This is a genomic window from Romboutsia sp. 1001285H_161024_C4, assembly GCF_015550185.1.
Taxonomy (GTDB): domain Bacteria; phylum Bacillota; class Clostridia; order Peptostreptococcales; family Peptostreptococcaceae; genus Romboutsia_C; species Romboutsia_C hominis.
The window spans coordinates 43,197-61,323 of the sequence record NZ_JADNAJ010000007.1 but is presented as its reverse complement, the minus strand read 5'-3'; the positions used below and the strand labels follow the sequence as shown (position 1 = coordinate 61,323).

16 protein-coding genes are annotated in these 18,127 nt (G+C 26.9%); 14 read left to right on the top strand and 2 right to left on the bottom strand.

The window, feature by feature from the left end:
- The first annotated feature begins 81 nt into the window (after window positions 1-81).
- The gene (locus I1959_RS11865; protein WP_166506148.1) at window positions 82-423 is read left to right on the top strand and encodes a zinc ribbon domain-containing protein YjdM; all 342 of its coding nucleotides are present in this window, start codon (window positions 82-84) and stop codon (window positions 421-423) included.
- Between the two features lie 166 nt (window positions 424-589).
- Here I1959_RS11865 and rbr read toward each other — a convergent pair whose 3' ends face one another.
- On the bottom strand, window positions 590-1,171 hold the full coding sequence (rbr, locus tag I1959_RS11860; RefSeq protein ID WP_195238383.1) for a rubrerythrin: 582 nt from the start codon (window positions 1,169-1,171) through the stop codon (window positions 590-592).
- A gap of 307 nt (window positions 1,172-1,478) precedes the next feature.
- On the opposite strand from rbr, the gene I1959_RS11855 reads away from it, so the two are divergent.
- The 7 genes from I1959_RS11855 to I1959_RS11825 all read left to right on the top strand — a co-directional run bounded on the left by I1959_RS11855 (window position 1,479) and on the right by I1959_RS11825 (window position 10,499).
- On the top strand, window positions 1,479-2,480 hold the full coding sequence (locus tag I1959_RS11855) for an ABC transporter substrate-binding protein (protein ID WP_195238382.1): 1,002 nt from the start codon (window positions 1,479-1,481) through the stop codon (window positions 2,478-2,480).
- A complete protein-coding gene (locus I1959_RS11850) occupies window positions 2,455-3,210 on the top strand; it encodes an ABC transporter permease (protein WP_195238380.1) in 756 nt (251 codons plus the stop codon). Before I1959_RS11855 ends, I1959_RS11850 begins: the two co-directional genes overlap by 26 nt.
- 1 nt (window position 3,211) lies before the next feature.
- Entirely contained in the window at window positions 3,212-3,880 is a 669-nt protein-coding gene (locus I1959_RS11845) for an ATP-binding cassette domain-containing protein (RefSeq protein ID WP_166506144.1), read from the top strand.
- A gap of 154 nt (window positions 3,881-4,034) precedes the next feature.
- Window positions 4,035-4,472, top strand: coding sequence for a YaiI/YqxD family protein (locus I1959_RS11840; protein ID WP_195238379.1), 438 nt, complete (start codon window positions 4,035-4,037; stop codon window positions 4,470-4,472).
- 294 nt (window positions 4,473-4,766) lie between these two features.
- Window positions 4,767-7,307 carry a bifunctional lysylphosphatidylglycerol flippase/synthetase MprF gene (mprF, locus tag I1959_RS11835; RefSeq protein WP_330383664.1) on the top strand — a complete coding sequence of 847 codons (2,541 nt, stop codon included), beginning with the start codon at window positions 4,767-4,769 and terminating at the stop codon, window positions 7,305-7,307.
- Window positions 7,308-7,514: 207 nt separating this feature from the next.
- Window positions 7,515-8,132 carry a DUF488 domain-containing protein gene (locus tag I1959_RS11830; RefSeq protein WP_195238378.1) on the top strand — a complete coding sequence of 206 codons (618 nt, stop codon included), beginning with the start codon at window positions 7,515-7,517 and terminating at the stop codon, window positions 8,130-8,132.
- Between the two features lie 1,506 nt (window positions 8,133-9,638).
- A complete protein-coding gene (locus tag I1959_RS11825; protein ID WP_195238377.1) occupies window positions 9,639-10,499 on the top strand; it encodes a C39 family peptidase in 861 nt (286 codons plus the stop codon).
- Between the two features lie 408 nt (window positions 10,500-10,907).
- On the opposite strand, the gene I1959_RS11820 is transcribed toward I1959_RS11825, so the two are convergent.
- Window positions 10,908-11,633, bottom strand: coding sequence for a tRNA 2-thiocytidine biosynthesis TtcA family protein (locus tag I1959_RS11820; protein ID WP_330405538.1), 726 nt, complete (start codon window positions 11,631-11,633; stop codon window positions 10,908-10,910).
- A gap of 152 nt (window positions 11,634-11,785) precedes the next feature.
- On the opposite strand from I1959_RS11820, the gene I1959_RS11815 reads away from it, so the two are divergent.
- The 6 genes from I1959_RS11815 (at window position 11,786) to I1959_RS11790 (ending at window position 18,040) form a co-directional block, all read left to right on the top strand.
- Complete coding sequence (locus I1959_RS11815) at window positions 11,786-12,469, top strand: M15 family metallopeptidase (protein ID WP_092921593.1); 684 nt, start codon at window positions 11,786-11,788, stop codon at window positions 12,467-12,469.
- A 103-nt stretch (window positions 12,470-12,572) separates the two neighbouring features.
- Window positions 12,573-13,262 (top strand): response regulator transcription factor, encoded by a 690-nt coding sequence (locus I1959_RS11810; RefSeq protein WP_092921591.1) that lies wholly within the window; start codon window positions 12,573-12,575, stop codon window positions 13,260-13,262.
- On the top strand, window positions 13,252-14,367 hold the full coding sequence (locus tag I1959_RS11805; RefSeq protein ID WP_195238376.1) for a sensor histidine kinase: 1,116 nt from the start codon (window positions 13,252-13,254) through the stop codon (window positions 14,365-14,367). The genes I1959_RS11810 and I1959_RS11805 overlap by 11 nt, the downstream gene beginning before the upstream one ends.
- Before the next feature lie 126 nt (window positions 14,368-14,493).
- Complete coding sequence (locus I1959_RS11800; RefSeq protein ID WP_092921587.1) at window positions 14,494-14,949, top strand: S-ribosylhomocysteine lyase; 456 nt, start codon at window positions 14,494-14,496, stop codon at window positions 14,947-14,949.
- A 3-nt stretch (window positions 14,950-14,952) separates the two neighbouring features.
- Window positions 14,953-15,678 (top strand): vitamin B12 dependent-methionine synthase activation domain-containing protein, encoded by a 726-nt coding sequence (locus I1959_RS11795; protein ID WP_166506136.1) that lies wholly within the window; start codon window positions 14,953-14,955, stop codon window positions 15,676-15,678.
- Window positions 15,650-18,040: a homocysteine S-methyltransferase family protein gene (locus I1959_RS11790; RefSeq protein ID WP_195238375.1), complete on the top strand. Its 2,391-nt coding sequence runs from the start codon at window positions 15,650-15,652 to the stop codon at window positions 18,038-18,040. The genes I1959_RS11795 and I1959_RS11790 overlap by 29 nt, the downstream gene beginning before the upstream one ends.
- Window positions 18,041-18,127 lie beyond the last annotated feature (87 nt).

The following is an 18,127-nucleotide window of genomic DNA, read 5'->3' as shown; positions in this document are numbered from 1 at the left end:
ATTTGTCAATATGAGAAGACTATGATATTATATAGCCTATGAGCAAAAAAATTAACTATATTGAACGGAGGAAATAATATTATGGAAACTTTACCAAATTGCCCAAAATGTAATTCAGAGTATGTATATGAAGATGGAAATCTTTTAGTTTGCCCAGAGTGTGCATATGAATGGAATCCAACTGATTCAGTTGAAGAAGAAGTTGTAATAAAAGACGTAAATGGAAACGTATTAAAAGATGGAGATGCTGTAACAGTAGTTAAAGACCTTAAAGTTAAGGGAAGTTCATCTTCTATAAAAATAGGAACAAAGGTAAAGAGTATACGTTTAGTTCCAGATGCAGCTGATGGACACGATATAGAGTGTAAAATAGACGGTTTTGGAGCTATGAAATTAAAGTCTAGCGTTGTAAAAAAAGCATAGTATATAGATTTTAAACACAAAAAAGCTAGGTAAAATACCTGGCTTTTTTGTGTTAGAATAAACGATATAAAGTAGTATAGAAAGTAAAAATTTATGAAATATAAAAAAGGTTAAATACACATTATTGATAAATGATATGTGTTTAACCTTTTTTATATACTTAGCCTTAGAAGTTTTCAGCTTTTATTTCATAATATCCTTGTGGATGTTTGCAAGCTGGACAAACTTGTGGAGCTTCTGTTCCTGAATGAACATATCCACATACTGTACATACCCATTCTTTAACTTCTGGTTTCTCGAATACTTTATTTTCTTCTATATTCTTAGCTAATCTTAAGAATCTATCTCTATGATGAGCTTCTATTCCATGAATATGAGTAAAAGAAGCAGCTATTTCTTCAAATCCTTCTTCTCTAGCATCTGCAGCGAATTTTAGGTAAAGAGTATCTTCTTCATTTTCACCAGCTGCTGCTGTTTTTAAGTTTTCTAAAGTACTAGACATACCTACCCCATAAGAACCTGTTACTTGAACATCCTCTTTAGTGAAATCATTTAATAAGTATCTAAAGAATATTTTTCCATGCATTTCTTCGTTTTGAGCAGTTTCATCAAATATATCTCCAATTTGAGCAAATCCTTCTTTTCTAGCTATTTTAGCATAGAATTGGTATTTGTTTTTAGCCATTGATTCTCCTGCAAATGCATTCATTAAATTTTGTGCTGTTTTAGTTCCTTTTAAAGATTTCATCTTTAATTCATCTCCCTAAGTATAAATTATATTTTAAATACTTTAATATAAATACCAACTTAAAATTAATCTAAACAAAATAATTAGAAATCTTATATTTTCGTAATTTTAAGAATAATAGAATAAAAATGAATAGTTGCTATATTACTTGACGAATAATTAATAAGCTAAAGAATATGATAAAAGGTAAATTAATTATAAATATAGAAAATATAAAGGATAGAAAAATTAAATATTTGATAAAGTTGACAGAATTTATTTGAACAAATAAGTGTTATAGGGAATTTATAAAAAAGGGGGATTAGATATGAGAAAGTTTATAAGTATTTTATCAACAGGAATAATTGCAATGGGGGTATTGTCAGGTTGTTCATCTATTGATAAAGAAAAATCAGAAAGTATTAAAGACGAAACATCTAAGAAGGTTGTAAAAGTGGTATCTCCAGATGGATTACCAACAATAGCAATAGCTAAATTAATAAAAGAGAAACCAGAAATAAAGTCAAATTATGAAATTGAATATACGATAGAAAAGACATCAGAAACTCTTTCAACAACAGTTATGAAAGAAGAACCAGATATAGCTATAGTACCATCTAATATGGCATCTATAGTTTATAACAAAACAAAGAATTACCAAATAGCAGGAACAACAGGGTTTGGTTCATCTTACATAGTTTCAACAGAAGATATAAATAATTATGAAGACTTAAAAGGAAAAAATATTATGAACATAGGTAAGGGTCTAACACCAGACATAACAGCACAATATATAATATCTGAAAAGGGATTAAATACTGAAGGTGATGTTAATTTTAGCTATGTAAATTCACCAAGTGAATTAGTACCAATGATAGTGTCTGGTAAAGAAAATACAGCAATAGTACCAGAACCAGCTCTTAGTGCTCTCATGACTAAAAAAGAAAATGTGAAAATATTTAAAGGCTTAAATGATGAATATAAAGAAATAGCAGATTCAGAATATGGATATCCTCAAGCAACTATTATAGTTAAGAATAGTTTTTTAGAAGAAAATAAAGATTTTACTAATAAATTTTTAGATAATGTTAAAGAAGGGATAGAATGGGCAAATGATAACCCATCAGAACTTGCTACATACTGTGGAGAAATAGAAGTTTCAACAGAGAAACCTATAATTGTAAAATCTATTGAAAGAGCAAATCTTAAATTCGTACCTATAGAAGATAGCAAGGATATATACAAAAACTATTATAAAAAGCTATTCGACTCAAATCCAAAGTCACTAGGAGGAAATATACCAGATGAAGGAATTTTTATGGAAAGATAGATTACAGATACTTGCATCTTGTATATTATTAATTATAATTTGGGAAATATTAGCGACACTTATAGATAATCCGATATATTTACCTACAGTAGAAGTGGTTCTAGCTAATATTCTAATTATATTTAAAAGTGAAGATTTTTTTATAAATGTGCTTAGCTCTGCTTACAGGACAATAGTAAGTTTTTTATTAGCTTTAATAAGTTCAATATTTTTAGGTATAGTTTCTTCAGGAAGTAGTTTATTTAGAAACATACTAAAACCCGTAAATGCTTTATCAACATCTATCCCAACTATGGTTTTAGTAGTATTGGCTCTTATATGGTTTGATAAGGACAACGCACCTTTTATAGTTGGGATATTTATAGTTTTCCCCATATTATATGAAGGTGTATTAAGTTCTATTTTAGGAGTTGATAAAAACATAATAGAGATGACAAACATCTATAAGGTAAAAAAAATAGACAAACTTAAATATATCTACTTTCCATTAATAAAGTTTCAAGTTACTAATTTATTAGTGTCTACATTTTCATTGGCTTTTAAAGTGGTTATAGCAGGAGAGGTTCACGGGCAACCAAAGTATGGAATAGGAACAGTAATTCAATATGAAAAAATGAATTTTAATACAGAAGCTATATTTGCATGGATAATAATCATAGCAATGATTTCATTTGCTTTAGATATACTTAATAAGTTTATAACTAAAAAGTCCTTTAAATGGAGAGTGTAGTATGGATATAAAGATAAAAAATTTATATAAGAAATATGATGATAAGGTTATATTTAAAGACTTTAATATTATATTTAAGGAAAATAGAGTAAATACTATATTAGGGAAATCAGGATGCGGAAAAACTACATTACTAAAAATAATTAGCAATATAGTAGAAAAAGATAGCGGAAAAATAGAAGGTATAAATACAAATAGTATAAGTTACATATTTCAAGAGGATAGGCTTGTAGAATGGTTAACAGTAAAGGAAAATCTGAAGTTAATATTAAAAAATGACTATAAAAAAGGTGAGTTAGACAAAATTTGCAAAAAATACTTAAACTTGGTGGGAGTACAGGATTTTGAAAACTATTATCCTCAAAGTTTAAGCGGTGGAATCAGACAAAGGGTAAATATCGCTAGAGCATTTGCTAAACCATCAAAACTTATAATAATGGATGAACCTTTTAAATCGATAGATATAAAAAATAAAAATGACATTATGAAGGCTTTCAAAAATGTTTTGAGAGAAGAAACTAGAACAGTTTTATTTGTAACACATGATATAGATGAAGCCTTATATTTTACGGGGAAAATATATATACTAGGAGGGGATCCATTAATTATAAAAGCAACATTTAACTCAAATCAGATAGAAGATAAAAAACAGATAATAAATTTAATATAATTAATAATTTTTTAGTATTTACGAGGTATATAAAAATAATTTAATTTAAAGATGAACTAATTTAAAAATTAGTTCATCTTTTTTTGTAATTAATAAACATTATAAAGTAAAATACTATAGAGTAGTATTACATATAAAAGAGAAGAGGGAAATTATGAAAATATTAATAGATGGTGATGGATGCCCAGTTGTAGATATAACAATAAAAGTAGCTAAAAAATTTAATATAGAAGTATTAATAATGTGTGATACATCACATAACTTTGATAAGTATAATGTAGAAACTATAGTCTTATCAAAAGGAAGAGATTCCGTAGATTTTTCTTTGGTTAATAAAGTAAATAAGGGTGATATAATAGTAACTCAAGATTACGGTTTAGCTGCAATGGCACTTTCAAAGGGAGGATACCCAATAAATCAAAATGGAAGAGTATATACAAATGAAAATATAGACCAATTACTATTTACAAGACATATATCAAAAAAACTAAGAAGCTCAGGTGCTCGAGTAAAGGGTCCATCAAAAAGGAAGAAAGAAGATAATATAAGATTTGAAAAGTATTTACAAGAATTATGTAAGGAATTATTATAAAGATTGTTAACTATAAATCCGTTATCTTTAAAATTTATATTATTAACAAATAGTATGAATATTTAATATTATTAGTAATATAAAGCAATAGTATTAAGAAGTTTATTAAAAATAAAAAGGGATAGATTTTAAATATCTATTTTTTTTTGTAGAATAATATATATTGTCAGGCAAAACTTTTACAATAAATTTAAATTCTTACAAATCTGTTATATAAGATAAAGAAGAATGTAAGGATATATTGTGTCAAAGTATGGTAAAATAGCCTTATTATCAGAAATATAAAAGGAGGAGATTATAATTATAAATAAAGTAAAATTAAAAAATACATTAAAGTATTTAATAGCATTAGTAATATTTGTTATAGTTATGAAAGAGTTTATCAGTGTAGTTTCTTCATTTAATATGAATACATTTAAACTATATGCAGATAAGTTAACGCTTATAAACTCAATAACAATAATACTTTTAGGAATTATTTCATATCTTCCTTTAAGTCTTTACGATTTTGTACTAAAAAGAAGAGTGAATATCAACTTAGATAACAGGGAGTTATATAAATTCTCATGGATAGCTAGTTCAATTGCTAGTATAGCTGGATTTGGAGGAAGTACAGCCATAGCATTAAAGAGTAATTTTTATGGTAATTATGTGAAGGACAAAAAGTTACTTGTAAAAGAGATATCAAAAATAGTAGCTTTAAATTTAACTGGTTTTTCGATGGTAAGTTTCATATATGCCATCACTAATTTTGAGTCATTAAAGTTAAATGATTGGACAAGCATATTAACTTTAATAATAAGTATATATTTCCCGGCAATATCAATATACTTCATATATAAGTTTATTAAGGGAAATGATGAAGATAGAAAAGATATTAAAGATGCGGTAACTATAATGGGAATATCAGCATTAGAATGGTTAACAACTATAGTTTTAATATACTCTATCATGTTAGTACTAGATGCAAATATATCATTTATGAAATTATTCCCGGTATTTGTACTAGCAATTATAGTGGCTATTGTAAGTTTATCACCAGGAGGACTTGGTTCTTTTGATTTGACAATGATACTAGGATTACAAGCTTTAAATGTTCCATCAGAGAAAGTTTTATTAGCTATATTCCTATATAGAATTTCTTATTATATAGTTCCATTAATTATAGGATTAATTTTATATGGAAATGTAATGTGGAAGACTGTAGATGATGATATAAGAGATATAGTAATGACTATACTATCAAAAATGGCTCATATAGGTATAGTACTTATTGTACTATTAACAGGAAGTATTCTGTTAATATCAGAAGCTATTCCCGAAGTTATAAATAAAATAAATATAATAAGTAGAGTCTCACATCTATCAATAATATATATACCAGATAAATTTGCCATAGTATTAGGATTTTTACTTATAGCTATGTCTAGATTATTAATTTATAAATCAAAAAATATTTATAAATTAACTTTAATAATAGTTGCCTTATGTATTGGGGTGACTTTCGCACAAGGAACGGACTATGGTAGAGCATTGTATTTAGTAATAGTAGGTCTTATAATTTGGCTTGGTAAAAAACAATTTTATAGAGAAAGTTTTGTAATGCGTTGGGGAATATTTATACAAGATGTAATAATATTGCTATCTTTCTTAATACTATATCTATATACTTTCTACGCAAGCGTTCATGGAAAAGTAGGAAAGATACCTTTTACTCAATATCAAATACAATTTTCAAATGCATCATCAAATGTAATGTTTTTAAGTATAGCTGGATTTATAATAGCCATATTATTCTTATGTATTATATATTATAAGAATGGTAAAAATGAATTCCCTAAGATGAAATTAGAAGAATGTAAAGATGATGTAGAAAATATACTAAATAAATTTGGCGGGACATCTATAATACACTTTATATATTTAAATGATAAGTATGTTTATATAAATAAAGATAAGGATGTTTTAATACAATATCAAACTTATGCTAATAAGATATTTATATTAGGAAATCCAGTAGGGAATGATGAAAATATATTTAATACTATTCAGGAATTCTATGAGTTAGCTGATAAATATGGATATATACCAACATTCTGTGCTATAGATGATAAATTAATTCCATACCTTCATGAAACAGGATATGAGTTCTTTAAATTAGGAGAAGAGGCAGCTGTAGATTTAAATAAATTTACATTAGAAGGAAGAAAAATGAAGAGTGTAAGAAATGCTATATCAAGAGTTAGCAAAGAAGAATATACATTTGAAGTTGTAAAGCCTCCTTTCAGTGATGAATTTATGGATAGTATAAAAGCTGTATCTGATGAATGGCTATGTGGAAGACAAGAAAAAGGATTCTCAATAGGATTTTTCGATGTAGAGTATTTAAGTAGAAATCCAATATCTATAGTTAAAAATAAAGATGGTGAAATAAAGGGATTTGCTAACTTTATGCCGATGTATGATGGTCATAAAACTTTATCGATAGACTTAATGCGTTTTTCACATGAAACTTGTAATGGAATAATGGACTTCATGTTCGTTAATCTATTTGAGTGGGGAAAAGAAAATGGATACTCAAGATTTAATATGGGTATGGCTCCATTATCAAATGTAGGTATATCAAAGTATGCATTTCTAGGTGAGAAGATAGCTGCCAAGGTATATTCACATGGACATAAATTCTATTCATTCCAAGGTCTAAAGAAGTTCAAAGAAAAATACTGTGATTCTTGGGATGGAAGATATATGGCTTATAAAAGAAAAACATCATTAATAACTACAATGATTCAAGTTATTTTGTTAGTTTCGAAACCTATAGAGAAGGTAGATTAAACTTATAAAGATATAAAGTAAATATAATAATAAAATGATAGTCTATGAGATTAAATCAATCATCAATAGACTATCATTTTTTGTTTATGAGATATAATAATAAAAAACACTAATTATTTAAATAGTTAATTTAAAATAATAGAATTTATATAAATTCATTTTGGATATAAATATAAGTAAAAGTTCATTAAAAAAGGTGGTGAAGTTATGCAAGTATTTGCGATAGGTCACTCTAATTATCCAATTGAAAAGCTTATAGATATGTTAAATCAATACAATATAAATTGTGTTGTAGATATTAGAGAAACTCCATATTCTAGGTATAATATTCAATACAATAGAGAAGATTTTTGTAAAACTTTAAGAAAAGAAGGATTTATATATATATACATGGGAAAAGAATTTGGAGCTAGGAGAGGATCAAAAGAATCTTATAATAGAGAAGGATTTGCTGATTTTGAGAAAGTAAGCAAAGAAGATATATTTAAAAAGGGGATAGAGAGAATAAAAGATGGGTGTAAAAAAGGATATAAAATTGCTCTTTTAGGGGCAATGCAAGATCCAATCAGATGTCATAGGAGTATATTAGTTGGAAGAAGATTAAATGAAAATGGAATAAATGTGAAGTATATACTACACGAAGGAGATGTGGCCGAACAAGAGGATATAGAAAATCAACTTTTAGATAAATATTTTAGTGAAAGAAATCAAATAACCATAGATAGTTTAATTGGTAATAGCATGTCTAAAGAGGACATGATAAATGAAGCATATAGGCTAGCAAATAAAGAAATTGGATATAGAACGGAAGGTATATCTAAATAAACAATAAAACCATAATAATGTATATAGAATTGTTTTTTTTAAAAAAGTAAAAAAATAGATTTTATCAATAGGAATAATCTTTAAACACCTTAAATTCCTATTGATAGAATCTATGGAATGTAAATAATTACATATATTTTATATAAACGTATTATATATTATTTTGATGATAATTTACTAAGCATATCTGATGTCATCTTACTTAAATTATGTTCGAACTTAAATCCCCATTCTGCTACTGCACAAGATGAATCTATAGAATTAGGCCAAGATTCTGCAATAGATTGACGTATAGGGTCTACATTATAGCTAAGCTCAAAATCTGGTATATGTTTCTGAATCTCAGATCCAATTTCTTAAGGAGCAAAGTTCATAGCGGTTATATTAAATGCATTTCTATGAACTTATTCATTACAAGGATTTTTAAAATATAAATTTATATAATATTTATACAAAAAACTAAATTTGTTATAAAAAGTAAATTTTATATAAAAAATATTTTGTATTATGGACAGTTATACAAAAATATAGTACATTGTATACATAAGCAACAAGAAATGACATAAGATGATATATGCATTAGGGACGGACATAAAAAATTGACATTTAAGAATTTGACATAAAAGGAGGAGCTATACTTAATGCTCCTTCTAAATATAGAATTATAACTAAAAAAATACTAACCCCCCTTAAATAGTATTTGATAAAAATTTTAATAGCCCTTTAAAAAGACTGTAACGGAAACAGTCTTTTTTTGTTATAAAAATTATATTTTCTTAAGTTATAAGTTTAATTGATAAAGAAATTTTTATATCCTAAATTGTTAATTTACATAAGGAAAATTACCTATGGTTCACTAAGTAACTGGAAGTAAGCCTCTCTCTTTTACACCTAAGTAATAACTTGCCTCTAGATTTGCTAGCTAGTTTATGTTAGTATGGTTAAAATGCATTTTTGATATTCCTTTTGTTGATTTTAATTGATTAACTAAGCTTATCATAAGCGTCTTTTTTGATTATTAATATGTTATAGAATTGTATTAAGGTATTATATTAACATATAATTTCGTTAATGGATATATCAAAAATGATGGTGTTGTAACTTTGAATAATAAACTACTTTATAAGCATTGTGGAATATGATAATGCAGATAATTACTTAATAAAATTTTTATAAAATATAGATTATAATATATATTGTAATTTAGTTATATAGAATAAGAGATGAACCTTAAGCTAAAGGATATTAGTTTATATAATCTACTGTAAACTTAATATCTAAGATTACTACAGAATTAATTGATAAAGCTCAATTAAAGAACATGGACAAGTTAGTTAATATGTTAGAAGGTGATTATGCTCAAAGTTGTTTGATACAACTAGAAAATAGCTGAATGACTTAAGATTATAGTAAAAATAAAACACCTGGAAACTATGAAGTATAGAATAAACCTATATAGGGTAGCTTTTAGATGTTTTCTATATGCATCAAAAGGAGAATGACATAATGGTCTATAAAAAGAAGAAAAAAAGAGTGATGAAGAAGAATGTTAAATATTCTATTATAGGCGTAGCGGCTATATTAGGTATAGGTTTAGTAGCCATATTGGGGAAGCATACAATGTCTGGAAATAAAGGTGATGAATTAATATCTAAAGAAATTTTAAACTCAAATGATCCAACTATAATTAGTTTAGTAGAAGAATCAAATGAATACCCAAAAGTAAAAAAGATATTAAATAATATAGATTTGTATCCTAAAGATTTATTAGATTTAGCAGCTAAAAAGCCTGAAACGATAGACTTTGTTTCGGATTATATCTACAATGATTCAAAAATAAATAAAAAAATATCTGTAAAAGATGATTACAAAAAAGGTGAAATACCACTTTTCCTTCAATGGGACGAAAGATGGGGATACGATAAATATGGTTCTAACTTTATTGCAATTGATGGATGTGGATCAACTTCTTTAGCGATGGTTGCGGTAGGTCTTACAGGAAATACAAACATAAATCCAAAGGTAGTTTCAGATTTTGCTTATGATAGAGGGTACTATGTAGAGGGTATAGGCTCTAAGTGGAGTTTAATGACTGATGGAGTAAGCAACTTTGGACTAAAGGGCAAAGAAATACCTTTAAGCAAAGAAGTAATTATATCTACTCTTAAAAAAGGAGAGCCAATAATAGCAACTATGGGTCCAGGAACATTTACAACTCAAGGACATTATATAGTCTTAACTGGCGTAGATAAAGATGGAAATATAATAGTGAATGATCCTGATAGTAAAGAAAAAAGCAATAAAACTTGGGATATAGATATTTTCATGAAGGAAACTAAGGATTTATGGAAGTTTAGTGTAGCTTAAAACTAATAAAAATTTATAAAATATAAATGAATTGTTTTGGATGATGAGTTAATTATTTTCAAAACAGTTCATTTTTTCATAACTTCATTTGGTGTTTTTCTACTAGAGTTACTATAGCTAATTTATGTTAATATAATTAAAATACATTTTTGACCATCCTTTTGTTGATCTTAGTCGGTTACCTAAGCGTATCATAAGTGTCTTTTTTATTTATATATTTATCTGATTTAATTATACGATTCAGGTACTATAAAAAACTTCAATGAGATAATATTACAATTATTATAGATAAAAAAATACGCCAAAATAAAATTTAAGTCATTTTGACGTATTATCTATGAATTGAATAATATAATATTAATTCATAGATTGATACCTAAGATATATAATATTTTTAAGATTTTATATTTATTTTATTTTTTCTTTATCCCATATAAATAATTTATCAGGATTATTTAAAGCTCCAAATATGTTCTTTTTTGAACCTGGCATTTCTTTATTTAATCTTTGAACAAGTTCTTTTATATTTTGTCTATTAGTATGACCATCAGCAGGGCAAGGATTCTCTATAACTGGATAGTTATATTCTCTAGTAGCCTTTTTTGTCATATATTCTTCTATATAAATCATAGGTCTTATTATTGTTAAATCTTGTTTATCCATAACCGTCTTTGGAGAAAAACAGTTAACTCTTCCTTCATATAGCATAGACATTAAAAATGTCTCTATTGCATCATCTTTATGGTGCCCAAGCGCAACCTTAGTACATCCTAGTTCTTTAGCAGTACCATTTAGCGCACCACGTCTTAAGTTGGCACATAATGAACATGGATTTTTCTCTTTTCTTATATCAAATACAATTTCTTTTATATTAGTTTGAACTTCATGAAATTCTACATCTAAATCTTCACAAAGTTTGTATAATGGTGAATTGTCTACACCACCAGGGTTTAGCGTTATTGCAATCAATTCAAACTTTTGAGGTGAGAATCTTTGATAGTTTTTCAGTATGTGAAGTAATGTTAAACTATCTTTTCCTCCAGAAAGTCCTACTGCTATTTTATCGTTATCTTGTATCATATCAAAATCTTGTATAGCCTGACGAGCTTTACTAAGAAGTTTTTGCATAGTCATATTTGTGTCCTCCATCAAAATTTAATAAACTTAAGATTTCTTAAGAATTACTTATAAGTTATTTAAAATCTATCTTTTAAAATAAACCTATGAAAATTCACTACAATTTCATTGAAAATGTAGTAGTTAAGGTTAAAAGGAGAAGATAGATTATGAAACAATTTAGGGTTATAGTACCCATTATAATAATAGTAGCAGTTACAATTATTTTAGTAAAAATATTAATGCCAGGAAAAACATCAACACAAGAAAAAATATTAAATAAAAGTAACTCAAATATTATAACAAACACGCTATTAGTAAACAATGATAATAAGTTAGATGAAAACTATAAACCATATAAAAGTGATGTGCCAAACATTCCTTTTATCGATAATGCAACTAATGAAGAAAAACAAATGGAAGAGGTTGCGTCAAAAGCAGTAGAGGAGTTATTTAAGCAAGCAAAAGAAGAAGGAATTAATTTTTTAGGTACATCAGCGTATAGATCTTATGCAACTCAAAAAGATATATATACTAAAAAGGTTATTTCGGATGGATTAACAAAGGCTAATGAATATGTGGCTAAGCCAGGTAGTAGTGAACATCAAACTGGATTATGTATAGACGTGACTAATGAAGATAGATGGTTTGTAGGTAGTACGAAAGAAGCTATATGGTTAGCAGAGAATGCTCATAAATTCGGGTTTATATTAAGATACCCATTAGGAAAAGAAGATATAACAGGTAAGTCATATGAACCATGGCATATAAGATATGTAGGGAAAGAAGTAGCTAAAGAAATATATGAAAATAATTCTACATTAGAAGAGTACACAGCTAGCAAAATTAATTAAATTAAATCGATAAAAGTATATTATAATTGTTTTATGTGAAACATTAACGAATAATGTAGAAGTATTATATAAAAACAAATTATACAGATGGGAATGATGAAATTTGAAAAATAAAGTACTTGTAGTAGATGATGAAAAAGAAATTAGAAATCTTATTGAAATATATTTATTAAATGAAGGATATGATGTAATAAAAGCTGAAAATGGAATAGAAGCTTTAAATATAGTAGAAAAAGAAGATATACAATTGATGATACTAGATATAATGATGCCTGGTATAGACGGAATAGAAGTTTGTAGAAGGATAAGAGAAAAACTAGATATTCCTATATTAATGCTAAGTGCTAAATCTGAAGATATGGATAAAATTCAAGGTATAATGACGGGGGCAGATGATTATATGACAAAGCCATTTAATCCATTAGAGCTTGCAGTTAGAGTGAAATCATTACTTAGAAGGGCGTATTATTTTAATAATAAATCAAAATATAGTAAGGATATAATAACAATAGAAAATTTAAATATAGATAAAAGTAAGCATAAGGTTACTGTTGGAGAAAGTGAAATATCTTTAACATCTAGAGAATTTGATATCTTATATCTATTAGCTAGTAATAAAGGGCGTGTATTTAGCACAGAAGAAATCTTTGAAAAAGTATGGAAAGAACAATACTACCAATCTAATAACACTGTGATGGTTCATATAAGTAGAATAAGGGAAAAAATAGAAAAGTATGTAGATAATAAAATAATACACACTGTATGGGGAGTAGGTTACAAAATTGAAAAATAAAAAAATTTTATTTGAATACGCATTTAAGCCTGTAATATATTTTATAATCAGCATAGTAATAGGTGGCAGTATAATAGGTGTTACTTATTTTATATTAGTAGATATGTATATAAATAGTTATGCAAAGATTCCCCAAGTAATTATAAATGTAGTAAACGAATTTTTATATGCAAAGAATAATTATATAGGAGATTTAATTTATATAATACTAATTCTCCTAATATCCATACCTATATATATTATATTTATGAAGAAAAAGATTGATAGTATAAGTGAAATTATAAATACAACTAATATTATGGCTAACGGTGACTTAAATCAAACTATACAAGTTGTATCAAAAGATGAAGTTGGGCAATTAGGTAATAATATTAACAGTATAGTTTCACAGTTGAGAAATATAACAATAGAAGAGAGAAGAGCACAACAAACTAAGACAGATTTAATAACAAATGTCTCGCATGACTTAAGGACGCCTTTAACATCTATAATAGGATATTTAGGTTTAATAGAAGATGATAGATATAAAGATGAAGTTGAGCTTAGATACTATACGACGATTGCATACGAAAAATCTAAAAGCTTGAGCATTCTTATAAATGATTTATTTGAACTTACAAAGATGCAAAATAATACTATAAGTTTAGATAAAATCAATATAAATTTGGTAGAATTATTAGGACAAATAGCAGAACAATTTAAGTATGAATTTAAGCAAAATAATATAAAAGGAAGAACTGATTTTTCTGAAGATAAATTAATAATAAATGCAGATGCTAATAAGTTAGTAAGGGTATTTGAAAATTTAATAAGCAATGGGATAAAATATGGTAAAGATGGGGGATATATAGATATAGTAACAAGAAAACAAGATAATATGGCTATAGTCCAAATTATAAATTATGGAGAACAAATACCTTCTTTAGACTTACCTCATATATTCGAACGATTTTATAGAGTAGAAAAATCTAGAAATAGAAATGATGGTGGATCAGGACTAGGACTAGCTATAGCTAAAAATATAGTAGAGTTACATGGGGGAAACATCAAAGTTGAAAGTAATAGTAGCAGAACTATTTTTGAAGTAAAGCTTAAATTAATATAAAATATTTAGAAATTTAATAAAAAATTAATTTAATAAATAAAAATATCATGTAAAACTTGATAATATATCCTTATTATGAAGTATAATATTATCATATAAAAAATTTAAGTATCGGAGGGAATTAAAATGCAAAAAGTAGAAAGTTTTAAACTAGATCATACAAAAGTAAAAGCACCTTATGTTAGAAAGTGTTGTTTATTAAATGGAGAAAAAGGAGATATGGTAAGTAAGTTTGATATAAGATTCTTACAACCAAATGCAGAAACATTTGGAACAGCTGCTATGCATGGTTTAGAGCATTTATTAGCTACTTATTTAAGAGAAACAATAGATAACATAATAGACTTATCTCCAATGGGATGTAGAACAGGATTCTACTTAATAGTATGGGGAGATGTAGAACCAGCAGTTATAAAAGAAGGGTTAGAAAAAGCATTAAAAATGGTTTTAGATGCTAAAGAAATACCAGCAGCTACTGCTGTAGAGTGTGGAAATTACAAAGATTTATCTCTATTTGGAGCACAAGAATATGCTAGAGAAGCTTTAGAAAAAGGATTCTCACTAAATATATACGGAGAATAATAAATGAGAATTGACTTTTCACAATCTATAGATATAGATAAAAACGAAGTATTAAGATATCTAGAGTATAAAGGTCAAGAAATAAATGAAAATCTTCATAATATAATTGATGAATGCATAAAAATAACTAAATCAACAATAAACCCTCGATATATTTTGAGGGTTTATCCTATATTAAGAGAAGATAACAGACCATATGGAGATAAGGTATATATAAAGGGAAGTAATTTAACATTAAAAAGTAGAGATTTGTATAATTTATTAGATAGTTGCAGTGAATGCATAATAATGGCTACAACACTAGGGATAGAAATAGAAAAAGAAATAAAAAAGCGCTCTTATAATGAGTTAAGCAAAAGTATAATATTAGATGCTTGTGCTACCACAGCTATAGAAGAACTGTGCGATAGACTACAATTGGAAATACAAGAAAAATTAATTAATACTAATAAATTCATAACATCAAGATATAGCCCAGGATATGGGGACTTACCAATAGAAAAAAATAGAGAAATAATAAATCTATTAAATTGTCAAAAAGAAATCGGTTTGACTATAACTGAAAGTGGAATAATGATTCCAAGGAAGTCTGTTATAGCAATAATAGGAATATCAGAAGATAAAACAATTCAAAGCTTTAAATCATGTTCAAAATGCCAAAATAACAAAAATTGTAAATATAAAAAAGGGGATGACAGAGATGAATGTAAGAGATTTTATAAAAGATAATATATTAATATTTGATGGAGCTATGGGAACAATGCTTCAACAAAAAGGTTTAAAAATAGGGGAAAATCCAGAAATATTTGGATTTGAAAATCCAGATAAACTTTTAGAAATACATAAATCATACCTAGATGCAGGGTCAAATGTAATAACTACAAATACTTTTGGTGCTAACGAGCTAAAATTAGAAAAACTAGGGTATACTGTAGAAAAAATAGTAGATAATGCAGTAAAAGTTGCTAAAAAAGCTATTAATGAATCACAAAATATTAATAATAAATTTGTAGCACTAGATATGGGACCGATAGGAGAAATGTTAGAACCTATGGGAACACTAAGTTTTGATAGGGCATATGAAATATTTAAAAGACAAGCAATACAAGGTGAAAAGTCTGGTGCAGATTTAATAATAATAGAAACTATGGTGGATTTATATGAGGCTAAGGCAGCAGTATTAGCAGCTAAGGAAAATACTAACTTACCTGTATTTTGTACTATGACCTTTGATGAAAATGGGAGAAGTTTTACTGGGTGCCTTCCAGAAAGTATGGTTTTAACTATAGAAGGATTAGGAGTAGATGCTGTAGGTGTAAATTGCTCTTTAGGGCCAAAGCAGCTTTTACCAATAGTAGAGAGAATAGCTAAGATGACAAAGGTGCCGGTAGTGGTTCAAGCTAATGCAGGACTACCAAATATAGTGGATGGACAAGCTACATATGATGTAGATGCAGAGGAATTTTATAAAGGTGTTAAAAATTTTGTAAAAGTAGGTGCATCAATAATAGGAGGATGTTGTGGAACAGATCCATCTTTTATAAATAAAATATCTAATAATCTAGATGAATTAAAAAAGGTAAATGTAGAGAAAGTAAATAAATGTTTTGTATGCTCACCATCAAAGGTTGTAGAAATAAAAGCTCCGACTGTTATGGGAGAAAGATTAAATCCAACAGGGAGAAAAAGTCTTCAAGATGCAATAAAAAATAGAAACTTTGATTACATTATAAACTTAGGTTTAGAACAAATAAATGGTGGAGCTGAAATATTAAATGTAAATGTAGGAATACCTAATATAGAAGAAGAAAATTTTATGCCTATGGTTATAAAAGAAATTCAATCTGTTATAGATACTCCTCTTCAAGTGGATTCATCAAATATAGATGCCTTAGAACAAGGTCTTAGATATTATAACGGTAAAACTATAGTAAATTCTGTGAATGGAAAAGAAGAATCATTAAGTAAAATACTTCCGATAGTAAAAAAATACGGAGCATGTGTGGTTGGACTTACTTTAGACGAAAATGGAATACCAAAAACGGCAAGAGGAAGATTTAATATTGCTAAAAAAATAGTAGATAAAGCAATATCTTATGGAATAAATAAAGAAGATATATTTATAGATTGCTTATCACTTACAGTTTCAGCGCAGCAATCAGAGGCCATGGCAACTATAGAATGTATAAAAATGATAAAAGAGGAATTGGGAGTTAAAACTATATTAGGGGTATCAAATGTATCTTTTGGTGTACCAAATAGAAAAGCTTTAAATAGTACTTACTTAACTATGGCATTAGCAAATGGACTAGACTTACCAATTATAAATCCAAATGAAGATAGCATGATGGAAGTTATAAACTCTTTTAAAGTAATAAAAAATATAGATAAAAATTGTATAAATTACATAAGTAAATATGCAAATGTTGTAAATAATAAAGATATCAATACAAGACAAAATAATAAAGAAAAATTATCAGTAGAACAAATAATAGAAAGAGGACTTAAAGAAGAAATAAAAGAAGTAATACCAAATATTTTAAAAAGTCAATCAGAAAATGAAGTAATAGAAGAAATACTTATACCTACACTAGATAAAATAGGTAAAAAATATGAAAATGGTGAAATATTCTTACCGCAATTAATACAATCGGCAGAGACTGTGAAAGTAGCACTGGATATTCTAAAAGTAAGTTTACAAAGTAAAAGTGAAAGTATAGAGCAAAAAGGAAAAATTATAGTAGCAACTGTAAAAGGAGATATACACGATATAGGTAAAAATATTGTAAAGATAATGCTTGAAAATTATGGGTATGATGTCCTAGATTTAGGGAAAGATGTTGATATTGATGTAATTGTTGAAGAGGCTAAAAATAGAAATATAAAACTTATAGGATTAAGTGCTTTAATGACAACTACAGTTAAAAGCATGAAAGAAACAATAGAAGCAATAAGAAAAGAAGGACTAGATGCGAAAGTATTTGTTGGTGGTGCAGTACTTACTAATGAGTATGCAAAAGAGATTGGGGCAGACTATTATTCTAAAGATGCGAAATCATCTATAGAAATAGCAAAGACAAATTTAAGATAAAATATAGGGGGTATTTTAACCTCCTATTTTATTAAAATATGACAAAAAAAGTGTAAAAATTTGCATAATTGACATTAAAACGTAAAA